This window comes from Mycolicibacterium vaccae NBRC 14118 = CIP 105934 (genome assembly GCF_001552715.1).
In the GTDB taxonomy this organism is placed as follows: Bacteria; Actinomycetota; Actinomycetes; order Mycobacteriales; family Mycobacteriaceae; genus Mycobacterium; species Mycobacterium vaccae.
Genome location: NZ_BCRS01000049.1, coordinates 17,354 through 35,723, shown reverse-complemented (window position 1 = coordinate 35,723; position 18,370 = coordinate 17,354). Strand labels below are relative to the sequence as shown.

Here is an 18,370-nt window from a genome sequence, read left to right as displayed (position 1 = left end):
GAGACTGATGAGCAAGCCTTTGGACGGGATCCGCGTCCTCGAGGTCGCGATGTACGGGTTCGTGCCGTCGGCGGGTGCGGTCCTTGCCGAGTGGGGCGCCGACGTCATCAAGGTCGAGCACGCAGTCACCGGCGATCCGCAGCGCGGCCTGCGCCAGACCGGGCTGCTGCGGGTGGAGGGCGACCCCAACCCGAACATCGAACACGCCAACCGCCTCAAACGCAGTATCGGTCTGGACATGTCGGTGCCCGAGGGCAAAGAGGTACTGCTGGAGTTGGCCCGCCGCGCCGACGTGTTCCTGACCAGCTTTCTGCCCGGGCACCGGAAGAAGTTCGGCATCGACGTCGACGACATCCGTGCGGTGAACCCGACGATCGTCTACGCGCGCGGCAGCGCGCTGGGACCGCGCGGGGAGGAGGCGGTCAAGGGCGGCTACGACATGACCGCGTTCTGGTGCCGCGCCGGCACCGCCGCCACCATCACCCCGCCGGGCACCCCCGGCATGGTCGGTCCGCCGGGACCGGCCTACGGCGACACGATCTCGGGCACGAACCTCGCCGGCGGCATCGCCGCGGCGCTGCTCAAGCGCGAACGTACCGGTGAGGCGTCGGTGGTCGACGTGTCTCTGCTGGGCAGCGGACTGTGGGCGATGGGCCACACCGTGGCGCTCACCAAGCACCTCGGCGAGCGCATGGAGGCGTTCCCGCCGGGAGTGCACGGATCGCCGATCAACCCGCTCGTCGGGCTGTACGCCACCGCCGACGACCGCTACATCTCCTTCGTGATGATGCAGCCGACCAAGTTCTGGGCCGACGTGTGCAGGCACATGGATCTCGAAGAACTGGTCGACGACCCCCGGTTCGCCACCGCGGAGGCGATCGCGGAGAACACCGCGACGGCCAACGAGATCCTCACCGAAGCCATGAAGAAGCGGCCGTTGGTCGAGTGGAGCGAGCGCTTCGCGACGCTGGCCGGGCCGTGGGCGCCGGTGCAGGACACCCTCCAGGCAGCCGAGGACGCGCAGGTCCGCGCCAACGAATACCTGGTTCAGGCCGGCGAACTCGAGCTCGTGGCCAACCCGGTGCAGTTCGACGTCACCGCGCCGGCGTCAGGACCGGCCCCCGGTTTCGCCGAACAGACCGAGGACATCCTCGTCGAGATCGGCCTGGACTGGGACCGCATCATCGAGCTGAAGACCGCAGGCGCCGTCACCTGACGGCACGTCGTTCATCCCTGGAGATCCGCCATGCCATACGTCGCGTCCGTCGGCACCTACCTGCCGTGCTGGGGTACACCCCTGCACCGGGTCGCCGGCGACGACGAGGACGCCGTCACGATGGCCGTCGAGGCCGGTCGGGCGGCGTTGACGGGCGGTGGTGCGGTCGAGCGGGTGGTGTTCGTCAGTCGCGATCTGCCTCTGCTGGAAAGCAGTAACGCCGCGGTCCTGCTGGCCGGGCTCGGTCTGGATCCCGAGCTCGAGGTGGACGAACGGCTCGGCGGGGCCCCGGCGACGGTCGACGCGGTCAGTTCGGCGCGGCCGCGCACGTTGATCATCGGCGCGGACCTGGCGCCTGCCGGTGCCGCCGCCATCGTGACGGGTGAGCGGGGTCTGCAGGTCCGCACCGCGGCACGGGTGGCGCGCAGCCTGCCGGTGCGGACCCGCAAGGCCACCGGCGACGTGCACGACTACGGTGACCCGCGACTGCTGCACGAGCGGGGGCTGATCGCGTCCCTGGCCGCGGCATGGCTGGACACCCCGGTCGCGGTCGCCGGTGTCGATCATCAACGCGCGATCGAGCTGTGCCTGGGTGACCCGCCCGCGCTGCCCACCTGCGGGGCGAGTGCAAGCCTGTTCGCGCTCGCCGCGCTGGCCGAGCAGGGCGGGTCGGGTCCGCTGGTCGCGGTGGAGCAGGCCATCCTGTCGGGGATCAGCGTCGGCGGCGGAAGCGCGCGGACCTATCGCAGAGAGCCCGAGGCGCGCGCGGTGCCGGACGGGATCTCCGCCACCGACACCGAGATCCCGATCTCGCTGGCCGCCTACGAGCGTGCTTTCGAGGCGAAAGTCCGTTGGGAGGCAGGGCTGTTCGCCGGCTCGGACGAACTGGACTTTCCGCCCCGTTACCGTGTCGGCGCCGACGGGGCGCTGGCCACCGATTACGAACTGGTCCCGCTGCCGCGTACCGGCGCCGTGTACACCGAGACCACCGTGCACATCCCGGTGCCGGGGCTGCGGACACCGTACTCGCTGGTGATCGTGCAACTCGACGGCGTCGGGGTGCGCGCCCTGGTCAAAGTCACCGGGGTCGCGCCGGGTTCGGTCGGCATCGGCGATCGGGGCCGGCTGGTGCTGCGGCGTGTCGCTGTGCGATCCGGGGTCCCGGACTACGGCTACGCGTTCGAGCCCGACGAGGTCGACGCGCGGGGCAGGGGAGCGGCGTGAGGAGGGTCGCGATCGTTGGCGCCGGGATGACGCCGTTTGCCGAGCACTTCGCGCTCGGTATCAAGGACCTGCTGCCGATGGCTTTCTCGGCGTGCGCTGCCACGGTGGACAAAGGGCTGTCGAAGTCGGACCTGCAGGCCGCGTGGATCGGCACGATGGGCACCGCGGACGGCTTCCCGTCCGGAATCCTGGCCGACACGCTGGGCGCTCCCGATCTGCCGGTGACCCGGGTCGAGAACTCCTGTGCCACGGGCCATGACACGATCCGCAACGCCCTCTTCGCAGTGGGTTCGGGAGCCTATGACGTGGCGCTGGTGATGGGCGCGGACAAGCTGCGGGACACCACCAGCGCGGAGATGCTGTGGGAATGGGAGGCCATGGCACGTGACATGGCCTGGGATTATCCGCTCGGTCTCGTGGCCCCCGCGGGATTCGCGCTACATGTTTGCCGATATCTCCACGAATCCCCGGCAACTGAAGAACACTTAGCCATGGTGGCGGTCAAGAACCACCGACATGGAGTGAACAACCCCAAGGCGCGACTGCGCTTTGAGATCACGATGGAGCAGGCTCTGAACGCACCAACGGTGGTGACCCCGTTCCGGTTGTACGATTGCGCACCCCAGAGCGACGGTGCTGCGGCACTCGTGATCGCCGCGGAGGACGTGGTCGATCGATTCACCGACCGGCCGGTTTGGCTCAGCGGTGTCGGCCTCGGTCTTGATTCGGTGATGCACCAGCACAAGGCCGACATGACCACGTTCCCGGCGACCACCCGGGCGGCGAAGCAGGCCTACACGATGGCGGGCAGGTCGCCGGCCGACGTGGACGTCGCCGAGGTCTACGACTTCCTGACCGGGATCGAGCTGATGAGCTATGAGGATCTCGGCTTCGCCGAGAGGTTCGGTGGCTACAAGCTTCTGGAGGCCGAGGTGACCAGCATCGGGGGTGCGCTGCCGGTCAACCCGAGCGGCGGGCTCAAGGCCAAGGGTCACCCGCCGGGCGCGACGGGGGTCGCGCAGTGCGTCGAACTGTTCGCCCAACTGCGTGGGGAGGCGGTCAACCAGGTCGACGGTGCGCGAATCGCGCTGGCACACACCGTCGGCGGGCCGACGGCGGTATCGGCTGTGACAATCCTGGAGGGTTCTGGTGTCGGTTAAGGGGCCGGAGCGCTGGTCGACGGGGATCTCGCTGCCGAACGGGCTGTCGGGAGCCATGCAGGCAGTCGGTGGATTCTTTGCGATGTCGTCGGATGCGGTGCGTAACGTCTTCCGGCGCCCCTTCCAGTGGCGCGAGTTTCTGGAGCAGTCGTGGTTCGTGGCGAGGGTGTCGATGGCGCCGACCCTGCTGGTCGCGATTCCGTTCACCGTCCTGGTCAGCTTCACGCTCAACATCCTGTTGCGCGAACTCGGCGCGGCCGACCTGTCCGGGGCAGGAGCGGCGTTCGGGGCGGTTACTCAGGTCGGTCCGATGGTCACGGTGCTGATCGTCGCCGGGGCGGGTGCGACCGCGATGTGTGCCGACCTGGGCTCGCGCACGATCCGCGAGGAGATCGACGCGATGGAGGTGCTCGGCATCGATCCGGTGCAGCGTCTGGTGACGCCGCGGATGTTGGCCTCCGGTCTGGTGGCCCTATTGCTCAACAGCCTGGTGGTGATCATCGGGATACTCGGTGGCTACTTCTTCTCCGTTTTCGTCCAGGACGTCAACCCCGGCGCGTTCGCCGCAGGCATCACCCTGCTGACCGGGGTGCCCGAGGTCATCATCTCCTGCATCAAGGCCGCCTTGTTCGGCCTGATTGCAGGACTGGTGGCCTGCTACCGCGGATTGACCATCAGCGGGGGCGGCGCCAAAGCCGTGGGTAACGCGGTGAACGAGACCGTGGTGTACGCCTTCATGGCGCTGTTCGTCATCAACGTGGTGGTCACCGCCATCGGCATCCGGATGACGACGGGATAGCGGGCATGAGCGCTACAACGATCTTACGGTCGCGGTTTCCGCGCCTTGTCAACTACGCGGGGCGGCCGGTGGCATTGCTCTCGCGCATCGGCGACCACACGTTGTTCTACGGTCGCGCACTGGCGGGTGTGCCGCATGCCGCCGTGCACTTCCGTAAGGAGATCATCCGACTGATCGCCGAGATCTCCATGGGCGCAGGCACGTTGGCGATGATCGGCGGCACCGTGGTGATCGTCGGATTCCTCACCTTGGCCGCGGGCGGAACGCTGGCGATCCAGGGCTACTCCTCGCTGGGCAACATCGGTATCGAGGCGCTGACGGGATTCCTGGCCGCGTTCATCAACGTGCGCATCGCCGCGCCCGTGGTGGCCGGCATCGGCCTCGCCGCGACGTTCGGTGCCGGTGTTACCGCGCAGTTGGGTGCGATGCGGATCAACGAGGAGATCGACGCGTTGGAGTCGATGGGAATTCCGCCGGTGCAGTATCTGGTGTCCACGCGCATCGTGGCGGGCATGGTGGCGATCACGCCGCTGTACTCGATTGCGGTGATCCTGTCGTTCCTGGCTTCGCAGTTCACCACGGTCGTGCTGTTCGGTCAGTCCGGCGGGCTCTACGACCATTATTTCGACACGTTCCTCAATCCGATCGACCTGTTGTGGTCATTCCTGCAGGCGGTGTTGATGGCGGTAGCGATCCTGTTGGTGCACACCTACTTCGGTTTCTTCGCCTCCGGCGGACCTTCGGGTGTGGGAGCTGCTGTGGGCAACGCTGTACGTACCTCGCTCGTAGTGGTTGTGTCGGTGACCCTGTTGGTGTCACTGGCGATCTACGGCGCCAACGGCAACTTCAACCTGTCAGGCTAGGGAGACGAGTTGAGTAGAAATCTGGTACGGCCGCTCGCCGGCCTCGGACTGGTCGTCGCACTGCTCGTCGTCCTGGCGGTCTCGATCGGGCTGTTCGCGGGCAAGTTCACCGAAACCGTTCCGGTGACTGTCATCTCGAACCGCGCCGGCCTGGTGATGAACCCAGATGCCAAGGTCAAGATGCGCGGCGTGCAGGTCGGCTCCGTCAAGGCCATCGAGTACCGCCGGGACGGCACCGCCGCGCTCCAGCTCGACATGGACCCCTCTCAGATGCACCTGATCCCGTCCAACGTTCAGGTCGGCATCGTCTCGTCGACCGTCTTCGGCGCCAAGTACGTCCAGCTCGAAGCCCCGGATAAGCCGGCAGGCGCACTGCAGAAGGGACAGGTTCTTCAGGGGGATCACGTGACCGTCGAGGTCAACACGGTTTTCCAGGCCCTGGTCCAGGTGCTCGACAAGGTCGATCCCGTCAAGCTCAACGAGACTCTCGGCGCGATCTCCCATGCGTTCAACGGCCGCGGCGAGAAGTTCGGCCGGACCATGTCGGACTTCAACGCGATGCTGGCCAAGCTGGAACCCAGCCTGCCGAATCTCGCTAGCGACATCGAGAACGCCGTTCCTGCGTTCACCGCCTACGCCGATGCAGCCCCCGATCTGCTCTCGACGTTCGACAATGCCGCCACGTTGAGCAACTCGATCGTCGAGGAGCAGGACAACCTGGACCGATTCCTGGTCAGTTCAATCGGTTTGGCCGATCTGGGCAACGAGGTGGTCGGCGGCAACCGCAAGGCATTGACCGACGCGCTGGATGTGTTGGTGCCGACCACCGAGCTGCTGCACTCGTACCGCAGGTCGCTGTGGTGCGGTATCGGCGGCCTGGTGCCGTTCGCGAGGTCAGCGCCACAGTTCTCCGGCGTCATGGTTTCGGCCGGCCTGACGCTGGGCGTGGAGCGGTACCGGTATCCCCGCGACCTGCCCAAGGTGGCGGCCTCCAGCGGCGGTGCGGACTACTGCGAAGAGCTGGGTCTACCCGAGATGCCTGCAGAGTTCGTGCCACCGTTGCTCGTGGCCGACGTCGGATCCAACCCGGCTCAGTACGGCAACTCCGGAATCCTGCTCAACTCCGAAGGATTGAAGAACTGGCTGTTCGGCCCGCTTGACGGCCCACCCCGCAACACCGCACAGATCGGAATGCCCGGATGACCCGCTCCACTGCGACGCTGCTCAAGTTCGTCGCGTTCGGACTCGTCATGACGGTGCTGACCGCGTTCCTGTTCCTTGTGTTCAGCGACACCAGAACCGGTGCGGCCCACACGTACTCGGCCGTGTTCAAGGACGCGTCACGGTTGAAGAGCGGCGATACGGTCCGCATCGCCGGCATCCGGGTCGGCACGGTCAAAGACGTGGAGCTGCAACCCGACAGGAATGTCCTGGTCACCTTTGACGCCGACCGTCACACTGTGCTGACCACCGGCACCCAAGCCGCGATCCGCTACCTCAACCTCGTCGGGGATCGATACCTTGAGCTGGTCGACACGCCGGACTCCACACAGATCGTGCCTGCGGGCGCTCAGATCCCGCAGTCACGCACGGCGCCTGCGCTCGACCTGGACCTGCTGCTCGGCGGGCTCAAACCCGTGATCCAAGGCCTCAACCCCGAGGATGTCAACGCGCTGACATCTTCTCTGGTGCAGATCCTTCAGGGGCAGGGCGGCACGATCGAATCCCTGTTTTCGAAGACGTCGTCGTTCACGAGCACCCTGGCCGACAACAACCAGGTGATCGAGGAGCTCATCGTCGACCTGCGAACGGTGCTGGACACCCTCGCCGAGGATAGTGACGAGTTCTCCGGCGCCATCGATAAAATGGAGCAACTGGTCAGCGGACTGGCTTCGGACCGGGATCCAATCGGGACAGCCATCGAGGCGCTCGACAACGGCACGGCCTCGATGGCCGACCTCCTCAGCCGTGGACGTGCCCCGCTGGCCGGGACCGTCGATGAACTCAACAGGCTGGCACCGCTGGTGGACAACGACCTCGACCGCCTCGACGCCACGATCCAGCGCTTGCCCGAGATCTACCGCAAGCTCGCGCGGGTGGGTTCGTACGGCGCGTGGTTCCCGTACTACATCTGCGGAATCACGTTCCGAGCCAGCGACCTAGAAGGACGCACCGTGGTCTTCCCCTGGATCAAGCAAGAGACCGGAAGGTGCGTGGACGAGTAGATGCTGAGGTATCGCGGATCTGAGCTCATCAAGGCCGGTTTCATCGGTGTCGTTCTGATCATTCTTGTCATCGCAGTCGGTCTGCAGCCCGAGCGCATACTGTCATGGGGCACTGCCGTGCGTTACCAGGCGCTGTTCACCGAAGCCGGCGGGCTGACCGTCGGCAACGATGTGACCGTGTCCGGTATCAAGGTTGGCTCGGTGTCATCCATCAAGCTCGACAATGGAGATGCGCTCGTCGGTTTTACGGTTGAGGGCAAGTACGCTCTCGGATCCGACACCAGCGCGCACATCCGGACGGGCACGCTGCTGGGCGAGCGCGTGTTGGCCCTGGAGTCCGACGGCAGCGGCACCCTCGACTCACAGCGGCCCATCCCCACCACCCGGACATCGTCGCCGTACTCGCTGACGGACGCGGTCAGTGAACTGACCGCGAACACCGCAGGCATGGACACCGATTCGCTGAACCAGTCGCTGGACACGCTAGCCCAGACGCTGGACCAGATCGCCCCACAGCTGGGCCCGACCTTCGACGGACTGTCCCGGTTGTCGCAGTCGCTGAACAGCCGTAACGGGAGCCTGGCCGAGCTGCTGCGCACGGCAGGCGAGGTGACCGCCGTCTTCTCTGAGCGCAGCAGCCAGGTCAACACGTTGATCCTCAACGCCAACGATCTCCTGGCGGTTCTGAACCAGCGCCGGTACGCGATCACCAGTCTGCTGACCAATATCTCGGCAGTGTCCAAGGAATTGACCGGGTTGGTCGGCGACAACGAGCAGGAGCTCGCCCCCGCGCTGGAGCGGCTCAACAACGTGACCAGGGTGTTGGAAAAAAACCGGGACAACCTCGCAAAGATGCTGCCCGGCGCCGCAAAGTACTATCTGACCCAGGGTGAGATCGTCTCGAACGGCGCATATTACAACGCTCTCGTCCCGAACATCTCGCCGGCCCAGATATTGGAGCCGTTCCTCGATTACGCGTTCGGCTTCCGGCGTGGTGTCGATGCGGGCCAACCGCCGGACAACGCCGGTCCGCGGGCAGAGATCCCGTTCCCCGTCAACAGCATTCCGCAGCCTGGAGATCTCCCTGATGATGGCAACCCGTAAGCGCCTGGTCGCCGGCACGGCGCTCCTGCTGGCCATCCTGCTGATCGCCGGCGCAGTGTTCCTCGTCCGGCAGGTGTTCTTCGCGCCGAAGACCATCACGGCGTACTTCCCGACGGCGACGGCGATCTACCCGGGTGACGAAGTACGGGTGTCCGGCGTGAAGGTCGGCACCATTGACAGGATCGAACCCGACGGAACCCAGACTCGGATGACCCTGAAAGTTGCTCGTGGGGTGCCTATCCCGGCTGGGGCCAAGGCGGTGATCGTCGCGCAGAACCTCGTCGCGGCACGTTATGTTCAGCTCACCCCGGCCTACCGGAACGGGGCGGGGCCCACAATGGAAGACGGCGCGGTGATCTCGGCCGACCGGACCGCGGTTCCCGTCGAATGGGACGAAGTCAAAGACCAGTTGATGCGTCTGTCAACCGAACTGGGTCCACAAACCGGAGCCGACGGCACGTCGATGTCTCGATTCGTCGACAGCGCCGCAAACGCGCTGGGCGATAATGGCGAGAAGCTGCGCCAGACACTGAGCCAGCTTTCAGGCGTCGCGCGGATATTCGCCGAAGGCAGCGGCAACATCGTCGACATCATCAAGAACCTCCAGGTCTTCGTCTCCGCGCTGCGCGACAGCAAGGAACAGATCGTGCTGTTCCAGAACCGGTTGGCGAGCCTGACCAGTGTCGTGAACGACAGCAGGTCCGATCTGGACGCCGCATTGTCCGATCTGACGGTGGCGATCGGTGAGGTGCAGCGCTTCGTGGTGGGAAGCCGTGACCAGGCCTCCGAGCAGATCCGCAGCCTGGGCAGCGTGCTGCAGGTGCTCGTGGATAATCGACTCGCATTCGAGAACGTTCTGCACATCACGCCCAATGCGATTGCGAACTTCGAGAACATCTACTACCCGAATGGCGGCTCGGTCACCGGCGCCTTCGCGCTGTCGAACTTCTCGAACCCGGTCTGGTTCGTGTGCGGTCTGATCGGCGGAGTCGCGAACACCACGGCTCCGGAAACAGCCAAACTCTGTGCCCAGTACCTGGGCCCCGCCCTGCGCTTGCCCAACTTCGGTAACCTGCCGTTCCCGATCAACGCCTACCTGCGCCCCGCGGTCAACCCGGATCGGTTGATCTACACCGATCCCAAGCTCGCGCCCGGCGGCGCGGGACCGGGCGATCCGCAAGAGATCCCACCGACGGTGTCTGCCTACACCGGCTCCGGGGACATCCCACCGCCACCAGGGTGGAACGCCCCTCCGGGCCCGCCGGGGATCTACCAACCCGATTCGGACGCGCCCGCGACGCCGTCGCCGGCGCTGTTCCCAGGAGCGCCGCTTCCCGGGCCTCCGAACATCATCTCCAACCTTCAGCCTCAGCCGCCGACTGTCGACGGTTTGCTGCTACCGCCCCAGGGAAGCCCTGGCGGCGCGCCGAATGCGCCGTTGCTGCCCGCAGAAGGGATGCCGCCCTCATGATCCGCCGTGTGAAGCAGTTGACGGTCGTCGGCTGCAGCCTGGCGCTGTCGCTGTCGGGTTGCGCCTTCCAGGGGGTGAACTCGCTGCCCCTCCCCGGCGTGGTGGGCCGCGGTCCAGACGCGGTCACCTATCACGTACAAGTCCCCAATGTGGCAACCCTGGAGTCGAATTCGCCGGTCTTGATCGACGACGTCGTCGTCGGCAGCGTCGGCAAGATGACCGTGCAAAACTGGCATGCCGACGTGCAGATCTCGGTCAAGCCCGACGTGGTGATCCCGGCCAATGCGGTAGCGACGGTGGGGCAGACCAGTCTGCTGGGTTCGATGCACCTGGCGCTGAACCCGCCGGTGGGTGATGAGCCGGCGGGGCGGTTACAGCCGGGCTCCACCATCGGGCTGAACGCGTCGTCGACCTACCCGACCACCGAGCAGACGCTGTCGTCGTTGTCGGCGGTCGCCAACGGGGGAGGGCTTGGGCAGATCGGCGACATCATCCACAACATGAACATCGCGCTGTCCGGTCGCGAACCCGAGGTGCGCGAGCTGCTCACCCGGCTGGACAATTTCGTCGGAGTCCTGGAAGAACAACGCGACAACATCGTGGCGTCGATCCAGCAGCTGCGGCGGGTGGCAGGCACGTTTGCCGGACAACGCGACGTGATCGACCGCGCGCTCAAGGACATTCCGCCGGCCATCGACGTGCTGATCAAAGAGCGGCCCCAGTTCACCACCGCGCTGGAGAAGCTCGGTCAGTTCGGTGATACGGCCACTGGTCTGGTCAACGACGCCGGCGATGATCTGATCGAGAACCTGGAGAACCTGGGCCCCGTGCTCGGTGCTCTGGCGGATGTAGGGCCGGATCTGAACCTCGCGGTGCTGTGGGCGTCGGCGTTCCCGTACGGACCCACGTTCGCCGACCGCATCACCCGAGGTGACTACATCAACCTGTACGCCACCTTCGACCTGACCTATCCGCGGTTGAAGAAGACGTTGCTGCTGGGCACCCGTTGGGGTGACGAGAACGCCAAACTCATTCCGGCGCCCGGTGATCCGTACTACCTGAACTACTCGTACGACCCGTTGAAGATCGGCGTCGCACCTCCGCCGGAGACGGCATTGCCGCCGACACCCGAGGGATCCGCAACGCCGATGCCCCCGATGACCGAGCCACTGCTGCCGGTGACCCCCCCGCCCCCTGCGGCGCCGTGGTTGCCGCAGTCGCAGCCGATCACGAGTGAGCAGGTTTTCGCGGGACCGTACGCGGCATCGACACCGGCGCCGACGATTGCGCCCGCTGTCCCGACACCCGGAGGAGGTGGCTGATGCTGACGCGCTTCGTCCGTAACCAGCTGATCATCTTCACAATCGCCTCGCTCGTGGGCGTGTCAGTGATGCTCTTCGCCTACATGCAGGTGCCCACGCTGCTGGGTATCGGCAGACTGGCAGTAACCGTCGAGCTGCCCGCATCGGGCGGCCTGTATCGCTTCAGCAACGTCACCTACCGTGGTGTCCAGGTGGGCAAGGTCACCGAGGTCAGGTTGACCGACAGCGGTGCGGAAGCGGTGCTTTCGCTGGAAACGTCGCCGAAGATTCCCGCCGACCTGCGAGCTGAGGTGCGCAGTGTGTCCGCGGTCGGTGAGCAGTACGTCGACCTGCGTCCGCGGACCGATTCCGGCCCCTATCTGGTGGATGGTTCACGAATTGCCCGTTCGGACACCACGATTCCGCAGGATGTCGGGCCGATGCTGGATCAGTTGAGTGCGATGGTGGACAGCCTGCCCAAGGACAGGATCCCGGACCTGCTCGACGAGACGTTCAAGGCGTTCAACGGTGCCGGCCCGGATTTCGGCTCATTGCTGGACTCCGCGGCCAAGGTCACCGAAGAGGTCAACACGGTGTCGGACGAGACGCGGTCGCTGATCGACGACAGCGGGCCATTGCTGGAGTCACAGGCCGAGACCGCCGACGCGATCCGGACGTGGGCCCGCAGCCTCAACGGCATCACTGCCCAGGTGGTCCAGAACGATCCCGAAGTGCGGGCTTTGCTGCAGCAGGGCCCGGGCTTCGCCCAGGAGGTCAGCGCGCTGCTGGAGCAGGTGAAGCCGACACTGCCGATCCTGCTGGCGAATCTGACCACGGTGGGCCAGACACTGCTTACCTACAATCCCGGGATCGAGCAGTTGCTGGTGTTGTTCCCCGGGATCATCGCCGCCCAGCAGTCGTTCGGTCTTCCGCAGAACAGCCCGACCGGCCTGCCGATGGGCGACTTCGCGTTGACCATCAGCGACCCGAACCCGTGCACCGTCGGCTTCCTGCCGGCCAGCCAGTGGCGCTCGCCCGAGGACGAGACGGTGATCGATACCCCGGACGGCCTGTACTGCAAGCTGCCGCAAGACTCTCCGCTGAACGTCCGTGGCGCACGCAATTATCCGTGTCTTGCGCATCCTGGAAAGCGCGCTCCCACAGTCGAACTCTGCAATGATCCGAGGGGCTTCGTCCCGACTACTACGCGTCAGCACCTGCTTGGACCCTACCCGTTTGATCCGAACCTGGTGTCGCAAGGCATTCCGATCGACGCCCGGGTGGAGGGGGAGGACCGTATTCACGCGCCGGTGCAGGGCACACCACTGCCGCCGGGCGCGGTACGTGCGGGAACGCCACCGGTGTCCGAACCTGGCACGCCGCCGTTCCCGGTGGGGGACCCGGCGCCGACGGATCCGGGTGCGCCGCCGGTCCCGCTGCCCGCACCCGCTGGAGGTTCCCCGGGTGCTTTCCCGGCCGCGCCCAGCGCATTCGGTGGCAACGAGTCCAGTGGCCCGTCAGTGGCGACGGCGCATTACGACGAACGGACCGGACAGTACCTGGCGCCCGACGGTACGCTGCAAAAGATCACGAACGTGGCTTCGGGTGCGGCACCTACGTCGTGGAAAGACCTGCTGCCGATGTGAGGTCGGAGCCGGTGCGGATCAAGAGATTTTCTCCCCCCGCACCGGCAGTTCGATGACCTTCGGGTGGTTAACGCCGCAAGCGCCGCTGTCGCTCTTGGTGACATTGCGGCCGCCGAACGTGGTGAAGTTCTTGGTGCTGCGCCGCTCGGTTGCGGGGTCCCACCCCCAGATGATGAACTTCTGGTAGCCGGTGGCGAAAGTGCCGTTGGGGCAGGGCATCCAATTCGGTACGACATGTTCGATGTACCAGTAGTCGTCCAGGCGCGCGGTACCGGTCCAGCCGAGGTCGCTCTTCACCTCGCCGGAGCATTCGATCGGGCTCACACATGAGACGTTCACCGTCCACGTCTCCAGGACCGTGCGCTGATCGATCAACACTTCGTTGGTCCGGGCCCACTCACCGTCGGAAAGCACTCTCCAGGTACCGCTGATGTCTACGCCCCAGTCGTTGTCCGCCTGAGCTATTGGGGCCAGGCCCAGACTCCCCGCCGCGACGATCGCTGTGGCCGCAATGCCTTCGAGAACCCGTGTTGCGCGCATGACATCAGCCTAATCGGGTCCAGAGTAATGCTCTCCAAAAGTAGGAATTTCCCTCCGCCGCATGGGAAAATAGCCTGATGCGATCTGTCGTCGCGGCACTGGCAGTGCTGGCCGCCCCCGCCTGGGTGCTGTCCGCGCCTCCCGCCGCTGCTCTTCCTCCGCCACCACCGCCAGGTGCCGAATGCAACTACCCGAATTGCACGCCGGGAATCCAGCCCAATGTGGTGCTGGGTTCCTACTGCGCGAATACGACGTATTACGTATTCGGCGTGACGGATTGGGGCCGGCTGGTGTTCTGCGGATCGCCGCGGCGCTACGAGCCGCGCTGGTTCCGGGCACCGGAAATGCACGGCGTGAAGAACGAAGGCGATCTGTGCCCCGCACTCGACGGCCAGGTGGCGCAGGCGCCCGACGGTCTGTTCCTCACCTGTGTCGCGAAGGACAACCGCTCCTACTGGGCGCGTGGCGACGCGTCGGTGGGCGGAGGTAACCCGCCCCCTCAGTGACAGGGAGCGGGTCCACTCACCACGGACGTAACGAGCAGAGCGCACCTCTGGGGCCCGAGTCGGTGGCAACCACAACATCGTTGACACGCATCTCGCACACGAACCCCGGTTCGTCCAGCGGCGGCGACGACTGCGTCGGCAACCCGACCACGACCATCGCCCATTGGTCCGGATCTGCGAGCCACGTCTCGAACACCCATGGTTTGTTCGGTCCGAGGTTGGCTTCGGCGTTGGGGGTGTACAGGTACGGATTATGGCTGTACTCGCCCCAATTCGGCGGGTCCTTCTCGCGGTAGTAGATCTCCGCGTTGATCGTGTCCTGGCTGGCGCCGACGGTGTAGCGAATGTGGTGCAGGGGCGGTTGAGCGTGGGCCGCGCCACCCGCAGCGATGACGCCGGCCGCGACCAAACCGGTCACGGACGCGGCGAGAACCGGAACCGCCTTGCAGAACACCATTTTCGAATTTTAGAACGTGACTTCTGTTGCTGGTACCGGAATCGCCGGTCTGCTCAGCGAATCGGGTCGAACGTGATGTTCAGCTCGGTGAGTCCGCGCAGGATGAACGTCGGCTCGTAGTTGTAGTGGCGCGCTCCCGGCGGTCCGTGCAGCTCCTCGTCGATCGCGATGTCGCCCATCCGGTCCAGAATCCGTTCGATCGAGACCCGGCCCTCCACGCGTGCCAGCGGCCCGCCCGGGCACGAGTGCACGCCACGGCCGAACGCGATGTGCTCGCGGACGTTCTTGCGGTCCAGGTCGAATTCGTGTGGATGCTCGAAGCGGTTCGGGTCGCGGTTGACCGCGCCCGGACAGACCATCATGGTCGTGCCCGCCGGTACGTCGATGTCGCCGACCTTGGTGTTCTTCTTGGCCAGCCGGAACTGGCTCTTGACCGGAGCGTCCATCCGCAGCGCCTCCTCGACGAACACGGGGATGCGGCTCCGGTCGCGGCGCAGCCGATCCTGGACCTCGGGGTGGTCGCCGAGCACCCGCAGCGAGGCGGTGAGCAACTTGGTGGTGGTCTCCTGGCCGGCCGCGAACAGGAAGGTTGCCGACCGGACCACCTCGATCACCGGCGGGGTCGAACCGTCCGGGTACTTGGCCGTCGCCAGCGCGGTCAGCACGTCGTCGCGGGGCTCCTTGCGGCGGTCCTCCAGGTAGCCGATGAACTTCTCGTCGAGCCATTCGAGCGGATTGGCGCTGACCAGGTCGCTGTGATCGAGCGAGCCGACGTTGGCGCCGGGGCGCGGCGCGCCCAGCACCGTGCGGAACTCTTCGTGGTCGGCCTCGGGGACACCCAGCATGTCGGCGATCACCAACAGCGAGAACGGTTTTGCGTAGGCGGTGAGGAACTCGCACCGACCGGCGGCGACGAAGTCGTCCAGCACCTCGTCGGCCAGCCGCCACATGAAGTCCTCGTTCTCCTTGAGCCGGCTGGGTGTCAGCAGCCGGTTGAGCAGGGAGCGGGCGTTGGTGTGGTCGGGCGGATCCATGGTGACCATGTGCTCGAACAGCGGCATCTGCTGCCGGTGCGCGGTGATCTGGTCGGTGATGTCGTCGCCCTCGGGAGTGAACGGCAGCGGCGGGAAGGGTCCAGCCACGGCGATGCAGGACGAGAAGGTGTCCGAGTCCTTGAGGACCGTCGCGGCCTCCTCGTAGCCGGTGACCGCCAACACGCCGTAGTTCGGCTCCTGGACCACCGGGCACTTGCTGCGCAGGTGGTCGAAGTACGGGTGGGGATCGGGCACCAGGGACGGATCTGTGAAGTAGTCGATCGTGTCGAAGTCAGTCATGTCCGAGGCCTCCCGGGGCTGGCGGGTCTGTTCGTGATTGCGAGAATTGCTGAGCACCTGCTTAGCATGGGGTCGGAGCTAGGGTCAAGATCGGCGCGCTTGCGGGATGTGGCGATCTGCATGCCGGCGGGTCGCCGCTGGTGTCACGCTTGAGGGCACGACGACGGAGGTGGGAGCGATGGCAACGGCGCGACGAATCGGGGCGCCGGACGCGAAGAACCGGGGGGTACTGCTCGATGCAGCCGAACAACTGCTCATCGAGGAGGGCTACGCCGCGGTGACCTCCCGTCGGGTGGCCGACAAGGCGGGGCTCAAACCCCAGTTGGTGCACTACTACTTCCGCACCATGGAGGACCTCTTCCTGGCGGTCTTTCACCGCAGGGCCGAAGAAGGGCTGGCGCTGTTGTCCACCGCGCTGCAGTCCCCGCAGCCGCTGTGGGCGCTGTGGCGGTTCAGCACCGCTCCCGAGGCGACGCGGCTGACGATGGAGTTCATGGGTCTGGCCAACCACCGCAAGGCATTGCGTGCGGAGATCGTCTACTACGCCGAGCGCTTCAGGCAGGAGCAGAACCGCGCCATCGCCGATGCGCTGGCGCGCTACGGCATGGACTCGGCCGATGTGCCGCCGGTGGTGTGGACGGTGTTCGCCACCAGCGTGTCGCAGGCGTTGGTGATGGAGCGTGCGCTCGGGATGGACACCGGTCACGCGGAGACGTTCGCCTTCTGCGAGGGCTGGATCCGGCGCCTCGAAGGCGACCCGCCACCGGACCTGCCCGTCTCCCTGGACGCGTCGGGGGACAGGTAGCAACGGCCATCGGCTCCCCATCGCTGCAGGGGTGAAAACCTCAGAGCGACAGGATCGTTGCCGAGGCCGTGCCCGGGGCGCCGTACACCTGGGCCAGCCCGACGCGAGGATTTCCCGGCACCTGCCGGTCTCCTGCCTCACCGCGGAGCTGACGCACCAACTCGTGAACCTGACGCAGCCCGGACGCGCCGATGGGCTCGCCATTGGCGATCAGCCCGCCGTCGGTGTTGACCGGGATGCTGCCGCCGATCTCGGTTGCGCCGTCGGCCAGCAGTTTCTCCTGTTCCCCGTCGGCGCACAGGCCCGTCTCGGCCATGTGGATCACCTCGGCGCCGGCGTCGGTGTCCTGCAGCTGGGCGATGTCGACGTCCTCGGGGCCGATGCCTGCGGCCTCGTAGGCGGCCTTGGCGGCGTACACCGTCGGCGAGGGATCCTCGTCCAGCGGCGCCGAGGTCGCGTGCACCTCGTAGGCGCCGAAGGTACGGGTCCGAATCTCGCTGGCACGCACGAACACCGGCTTGTCGGTGAACTTGTGGGCGATATCGGCGCGGCACATGATGACCGCCGCGGCGCCCTCGTCGGGGGCGCAGAACATGTACTGCCGCAGCGGGTAGTTCAACACCGGCGAGGCCATGATCTCCTCGACGGAGATCTCCTTGCGCCGGAACGCATTCGGGTTCTTCTCGCCATTGCGGAAGTTCTTGTTGGCCACCCGCGCCAGCGTCTCCTCGGAGATGCTGTGCTTGTGCAGGTAGTGGTTGGCCTTCATGCCGAAGAACTTGGTGGTGACGAACTGGCCGTTCTCGGCATACCACTGGGGGAGCGCGAGTTTGGCGGGGTCGTCGGTGAAGGCGCCGCGCGGGTGCTTGTCCAGCCCGATCGCGATGCCGATGTCGTACTTGCCGAGGCGGATCGTGTCGGCGGTCTGCTGGATCGCCGAGGCCGCGGTGGCACACGCGTTGAACACGTTGGTGAACGTGATACCGGTCAGGCCGACCAGGCGGGTGACGGCGTCGGGATTGGACACCTCGTAGCTGCCGCCGAAGCCGAACTGGATGTCCTTCCACTCCACGCCGGCGTCGGTCAGGGCGGACTGGATGGCCTCGGCGCCCATCTGCATCGCGGTCTTGTCGAACCGGCCGAACGGATGCAGGCCGACGCCGATGATCGCGACGTCGTTGGCTGAGCTCGTCATGGTCGCTGTCCTCAGTTTTCGACGGGTTGGAATGCGAAGGTGATGACCTCGGTGCCGTCCTCGTCGGAGGTGAACGGAATCATGGTCAGCTCGACCTCCTGGCCGAATTGCAGTTTGGCCGGGTCGTTCTCGGTGAGCCGACCCTCGACGCGAATCATCTCGTCGAGCTGCACCAGGCCGACGCCGAACGGGACGAAGTCCTTGCCGGTCGGCCCCTTGTAGGGCGCGCCGGGCGGGAAGCCCTGGGTCGTCCACGCGATCAGCGTGCCGCGCCGCGGAAGGAGCGTGTCGGACATCTCGCCGCCGCTGCACTTCGGGCAGCGCTGCTGCGCCGGGAACGTGGTGGCCCCGCAGGTGCCGCAGGAGCTGCCGATCAGCTGCGGATCGTCATTCGGCCAGGTGGAGATTTCGGGCGCAAGCGCGCGCTGTGTGGTCGACACAGGAGTGACCATAATCGGAAATGACGTTCTCGTCTAGAGAGAATCTGACGGTCAAAGTCGCCTCCCGGGCTGCCGGTGACTTGT

Annotated in this window: 18 protein-coding genes; 13 read left to right on the top strand and 5 right to left on the bottom strand. The window is 66.0% G+C overall.

Annotated elements, in window-relative coordinates:
- Positions 1-7 precede the first annotated feature (7 nt).
- Genes MVA01S_RS11695 through MVA01S_RS11645 form a run of 11 tightly spaced genes read left to right on the top strand, consistent with a single transcriptional unit; the run spans position 8 to position 13,009 of the window.
- Positions 8-1,216, top strand: a complete 1,209-nt coding sequence (locus tag MVA01S_RS11695) for a CaiB/BaiF CoA transferase family protein (RefSeq protein WP_003928264.1) — start codon at positions 8-10, stop codon at positions 1,214-1,216.
- Between the two features lie 30 nt (positions 1,217-1,246).
- The gene (locus MVA01S_RS11690) at positions 1,247-2,440 is read left to right on the top strand and encodes a Zn-ribbon domain-containing OB-fold protein (protein WP_003928265.1); all 1,194 of its coding nucleotides are present in this window, start codon (positions 1,247-1,249) and stop codon (positions 2,438-2,440) included.
- Positions 2,437-3,600 carry a thiolase C-terminal domain-containing protein gene (locus MVA01S_RS11685; RefSeq protein WP_040539684.1) on the top strand — a complete coding sequence of 388 codons (1,164 nt, stop codon included), beginning with the start codon at positions 2,437-2,439 and terminating at the stop codon, positions 3,598-3,600. Before MVA01S_RS11690 ends, MVA01S_RS11685 begins: the two co-directional genes overlap by 4 nt.
- The gene (locus MVA01S_RS11680) at positions 3,590-4,399 is read left to right on the top strand and encodes an MlaE family ABC transporter permease (protein WP_040539692.1); all 810 of its coding nucleotides are present in this window, start codon (positions 3,590-3,592) and stop codon (positions 4,397-4,399) included. Before MVA01S_RS11685 ends, MVA01S_RS11680 begins: the two co-directional genes overlap by 11 nt.
- A gap of 5 nt (positions 4,400-4,404) precedes the next feature.
- A complete protein-coding gene (locus tag MVA01S_RS11675; RefSeq protein WP_003928268.1) occupies positions 4,405-5,262 on the top strand; it encodes an MlaE family ABC transporter permease in 858 nt (285 codons plus the stop codon).
- A gap of 9 nt (positions 5,263-5,271) precedes the next feature.
- Positions 5,272-6,465 (top strand): MCE family protein, encoded by a 1,194-nt coding sequence (locus tag MVA01S_RS11670; protein WP_003928269.1) that lies wholly within the window; start codon positions 5,272-5,274, stop codon positions 6,463-6,465.
- On the top strand, positions 6,462-7,487 hold the full coding sequence (locus MVA01S_RS11665) for an MCE family protein (RefSeq protein WP_003928270.1): 1,026 nt from the start codon (positions 6,462-6,464) through the stop codon (positions 7,485-7,487). Before MVA01S_RS11670 ends, MVA01S_RS11665 begins: the two co-directional genes overlap by 4 nt.
- The gene (locus MVA01S_RS11660; RefSeq protein WP_003928271.1) at positions 7,488-8,591 is read left to right on the top strand and encodes an MCE family protein; all 1,104 of its coding nucleotides are present in this window, start codon (positions 7,488-7,490) and stop codon (positions 8,589-8,591) included.
- Positions 8,575-10,062: an MCE family protein gene (locus tag MVA01S_RS11655; protein ID WP_003928272.1), complete on the top strand. Its 1,488-nt coding sequence runs from the start codon at positions 8,575-8,577 to the stop codon at positions 10,060-10,062. Before MVA01S_RS11660 ends, MVA01S_RS11655 begins: the two co-directional genes overlap by 17 nt.
- Complete coding sequence (locus MVA01S_RS11650; RefSeq protein ID WP_003928273.1) at positions 10,059-11,384, top strand: MCE family protein; 1,326 nt, start codon at positions 10,059-10,061, stop codon at positions 11,382-11,384. Before MVA01S_RS11655 ends, MVA01S_RS11650 begins: the two co-directional genes overlap by 4 nt.
- Positions 11,384-13,009 carry an MCE family protein gene (locus MVA01S_RS11645; protein WP_003928274.1) on the top strand — a complete coding sequence of 542 codons (1,626 nt, stop codon included), beginning with the start codon at positions 11,384-11,386 and terminating at the stop codon, positions 13,007-13,009. The genes MVA01S_RS11650 and MVA01S_RS11645 overlap by 1 nt, the downstream gene beginning before the upstream one ends.
- Before the next feature lie 18 nt (positions 13,010-13,027).
- On the opposite strand, the gene MVA01S_RS11640 is transcribed toward MVA01S_RS11645, so the two are convergent.
- Positions 13,028-13,549: an Rv2253/PknI dimerization domain-containing protein gene (locus tag MVA01S_RS11640; RefSeq protein ID WP_040539695.1), complete on the bottom strand. Its 522-nt coding sequence runs from the start codon at positions 13,547-13,549 to the stop codon at positions 13,028-13,030.
- A 77-nt stretch (positions 13,550-13,626) separates the two neighbouring features.
- Between MVA01S_RS11640 and MVA01S_RS11635 the strand changes: the two genes are divergently transcribed.
- Positions 13,627-14,055, top strand: a complete 429-nt coding sequence (locus MVA01S_RS11635) for a hypothetical protein (RefSeq protein ID WP_040539698.1) — start codon at positions 13,627-13,629, stop codon at positions 14,053-14,055.
- Positions 14,056-14,071: 16 nt separating this feature from the next.
- On the opposite strand, the gene MVA01S_RS11630 is transcribed toward MVA01S_RS11635, so the two are convergent.
- Positions 14,072-14,512: an Rv2576c family protein gene (locus tag MVA01S_RS11630; RefSeq protein WP_003928277.1), complete on the bottom strand. Its 441-nt coding sequence runs from the start codon at positions 14,510-14,512 to the stop codon at positions 14,072-14,074.
- Between the two features lie 53 nt (positions 14,513-14,565).
- The gene (locus tag MVA01S_RS11625) at positions 14,566-15,846 is read right to left on the bottom strand and encodes a cytochrome P450 (protein WP_003928278.1); all 1,281 of its coding nucleotides are present in this window, start codon (positions 15,844-15,846) and stop codon (positions 14,566-14,568) included.
- A gap of 178 nt (positions 15,847-16,024) precedes the next feature.
- On the opposite strand from MVA01S_RS11625, the gene MVA01S_RS11620 reads away from it, so the two are divergent.
- On the top strand, positions 16,025-16,651 hold the full coding sequence (locus MVA01S_RS11620) for a TetR/AcrR family transcriptional regulator (RefSeq protein WP_003928279.1): 627 nt from the start codon (positions 16,025-16,027) through the stop codon (positions 16,649-16,651).
- Between the two features lie 40 nt (positions 16,652-16,691).
- Here MVA01S_RS11620 and MVA01S_RS11615 read toward each other — a convergent pair whose 3' ends face one another.
- Both MVA01S_RS11615 and MVA01S_RS11610 read right to left on the bottom strand, forming a co-directional pair.
- Positions 16,692-17,846 (bottom strand): thiolase family protein, encoded by a 1,155-nt coding sequence (locus tag MVA01S_RS11615; protein WP_003928280.1) that lies wholly within the window; start codon positions 17,844-17,846, stop codon positions 16,692-16,694.
- An 11-nt stretch (positions 17,847-17,857) separates the two neighbouring features.
- Entirely contained in the window at positions 17,858-18,298 is a 441-nt protein-coding gene (locus tag MVA01S_RS11610; protein WP_003928281.1) for a Zn-ribbon domain-containing OB-fold protein, read from the bottom strand.
- Positions 18,299-18,370 lie beyond the last annotated feature (72 nt).

Bases quoted from the DNA above. Each gene is read 5' to 3' on its own strand.
- MVA01S_RS11695 (WP_003928264.1), top strand. From the start codon at position 8: ATGAGCAAGCCTTTGGACGGGATCCGCGTCCTCGAGGTCGCGATGTAC.
- MVA01S_RS11690 (WP_003928265.1), top strand. From the start codon at position 1,247: ATGCCATACGTCGCGTCCGTCGGCACCTACCTGCCGTGCTGGGGTACA.
- MVA01S_RS11675 (WP_003928268.1), top strand. From the start codon at position 4,405: ATGAGCGCTACAACGATCTTACGGTCGCGGTTTCCGCGCCTTGTCAAC.
- MVA01S_RS11665 (WP_003928270.1), top strand. From the start codon at position 6,462: ATGACCCGCTCCACTGCGACGCTGCTCAAGTTCGTCGCGTTCGGACTC.
- MVA01S_RS11660 (WP_003928271.1), top strand. From the start codon at position 7,488: ATGCTGAGGTATCGCGGATCTGAGCTCATCAAGGCCGGTTTCATCGGT.
- MVA01S_RS11655 (WP_003928272.1), top strand. From the start codon at position 8,575: ATGATGGCAACCCGTAAGCGCCTGGTCGCCGGCACGGCGCTCCTGCTG.
- MVA01S_RS11650 (WP_003928273.1), top strand. From the start codon at position 10,059: ATGATCCGCCGTGTGAAGCAGTTGACGGTCGTCGGCTGCAGCCTGGCG.
- MVA01S_RS11645 (WP_003928274.1), top strand. From the start codon at position 11,384: ATGCTGACGCGCTTCGTCCGTAACCAGCTGATCATCTTCACAATCGCC.
- MVA01S_RS11640 (WP_040539695.1), bottom strand. From the start codon at position 13,549: ATGCGCGCAACACGGGTTCTCGAAGGCATTGCGGCCACAGCGATCGTC.
- MVA01S_RS11635 (WP_040539698.1), top strand. From the start codon at position 13,627: ATGCGATCTGTCGTCGCGGCACTGGCAGTGCTGGCCGCCCCCGCCTGG.
- MVA01S_RS11630 (WP_003928277.1), bottom strand. From the start codon at position 14,512: ATGGTGTTCTGCAAGGCGGTTCCGGTTCTCGCCGCGTCCGTGACCGGT.
- MVA01S_RS11625 (WP_003928278.1), bottom strand. From the start codon at position 15,846: ATGACTGACTTCGACACGATCGACTACTTCACAGATCCGTCCCTGGTG.
- MVA01S_RS11620 (WP_003928279.1), top strand. From the start codon at position 16,025: ATGGCAACGGCGCGACGAATCGGGGCGCCGGACGCGAAGAACCGGGGG.
- MVA01S_RS11615 (WP_003928280.1), bottom strand. From the start codon at position 17,846: ATGACGAGCTCAGCCAACGACGTCGCGATCATCGGCGTCGGCCTGCAT.
- MVA01S_RS11610 (WP_003928281.1), bottom strand. From the start codon at position 18,298: ATGGTCACTCCTGTGTCGACCACACAGCGCGCGCTTGCGCCCGAAATC.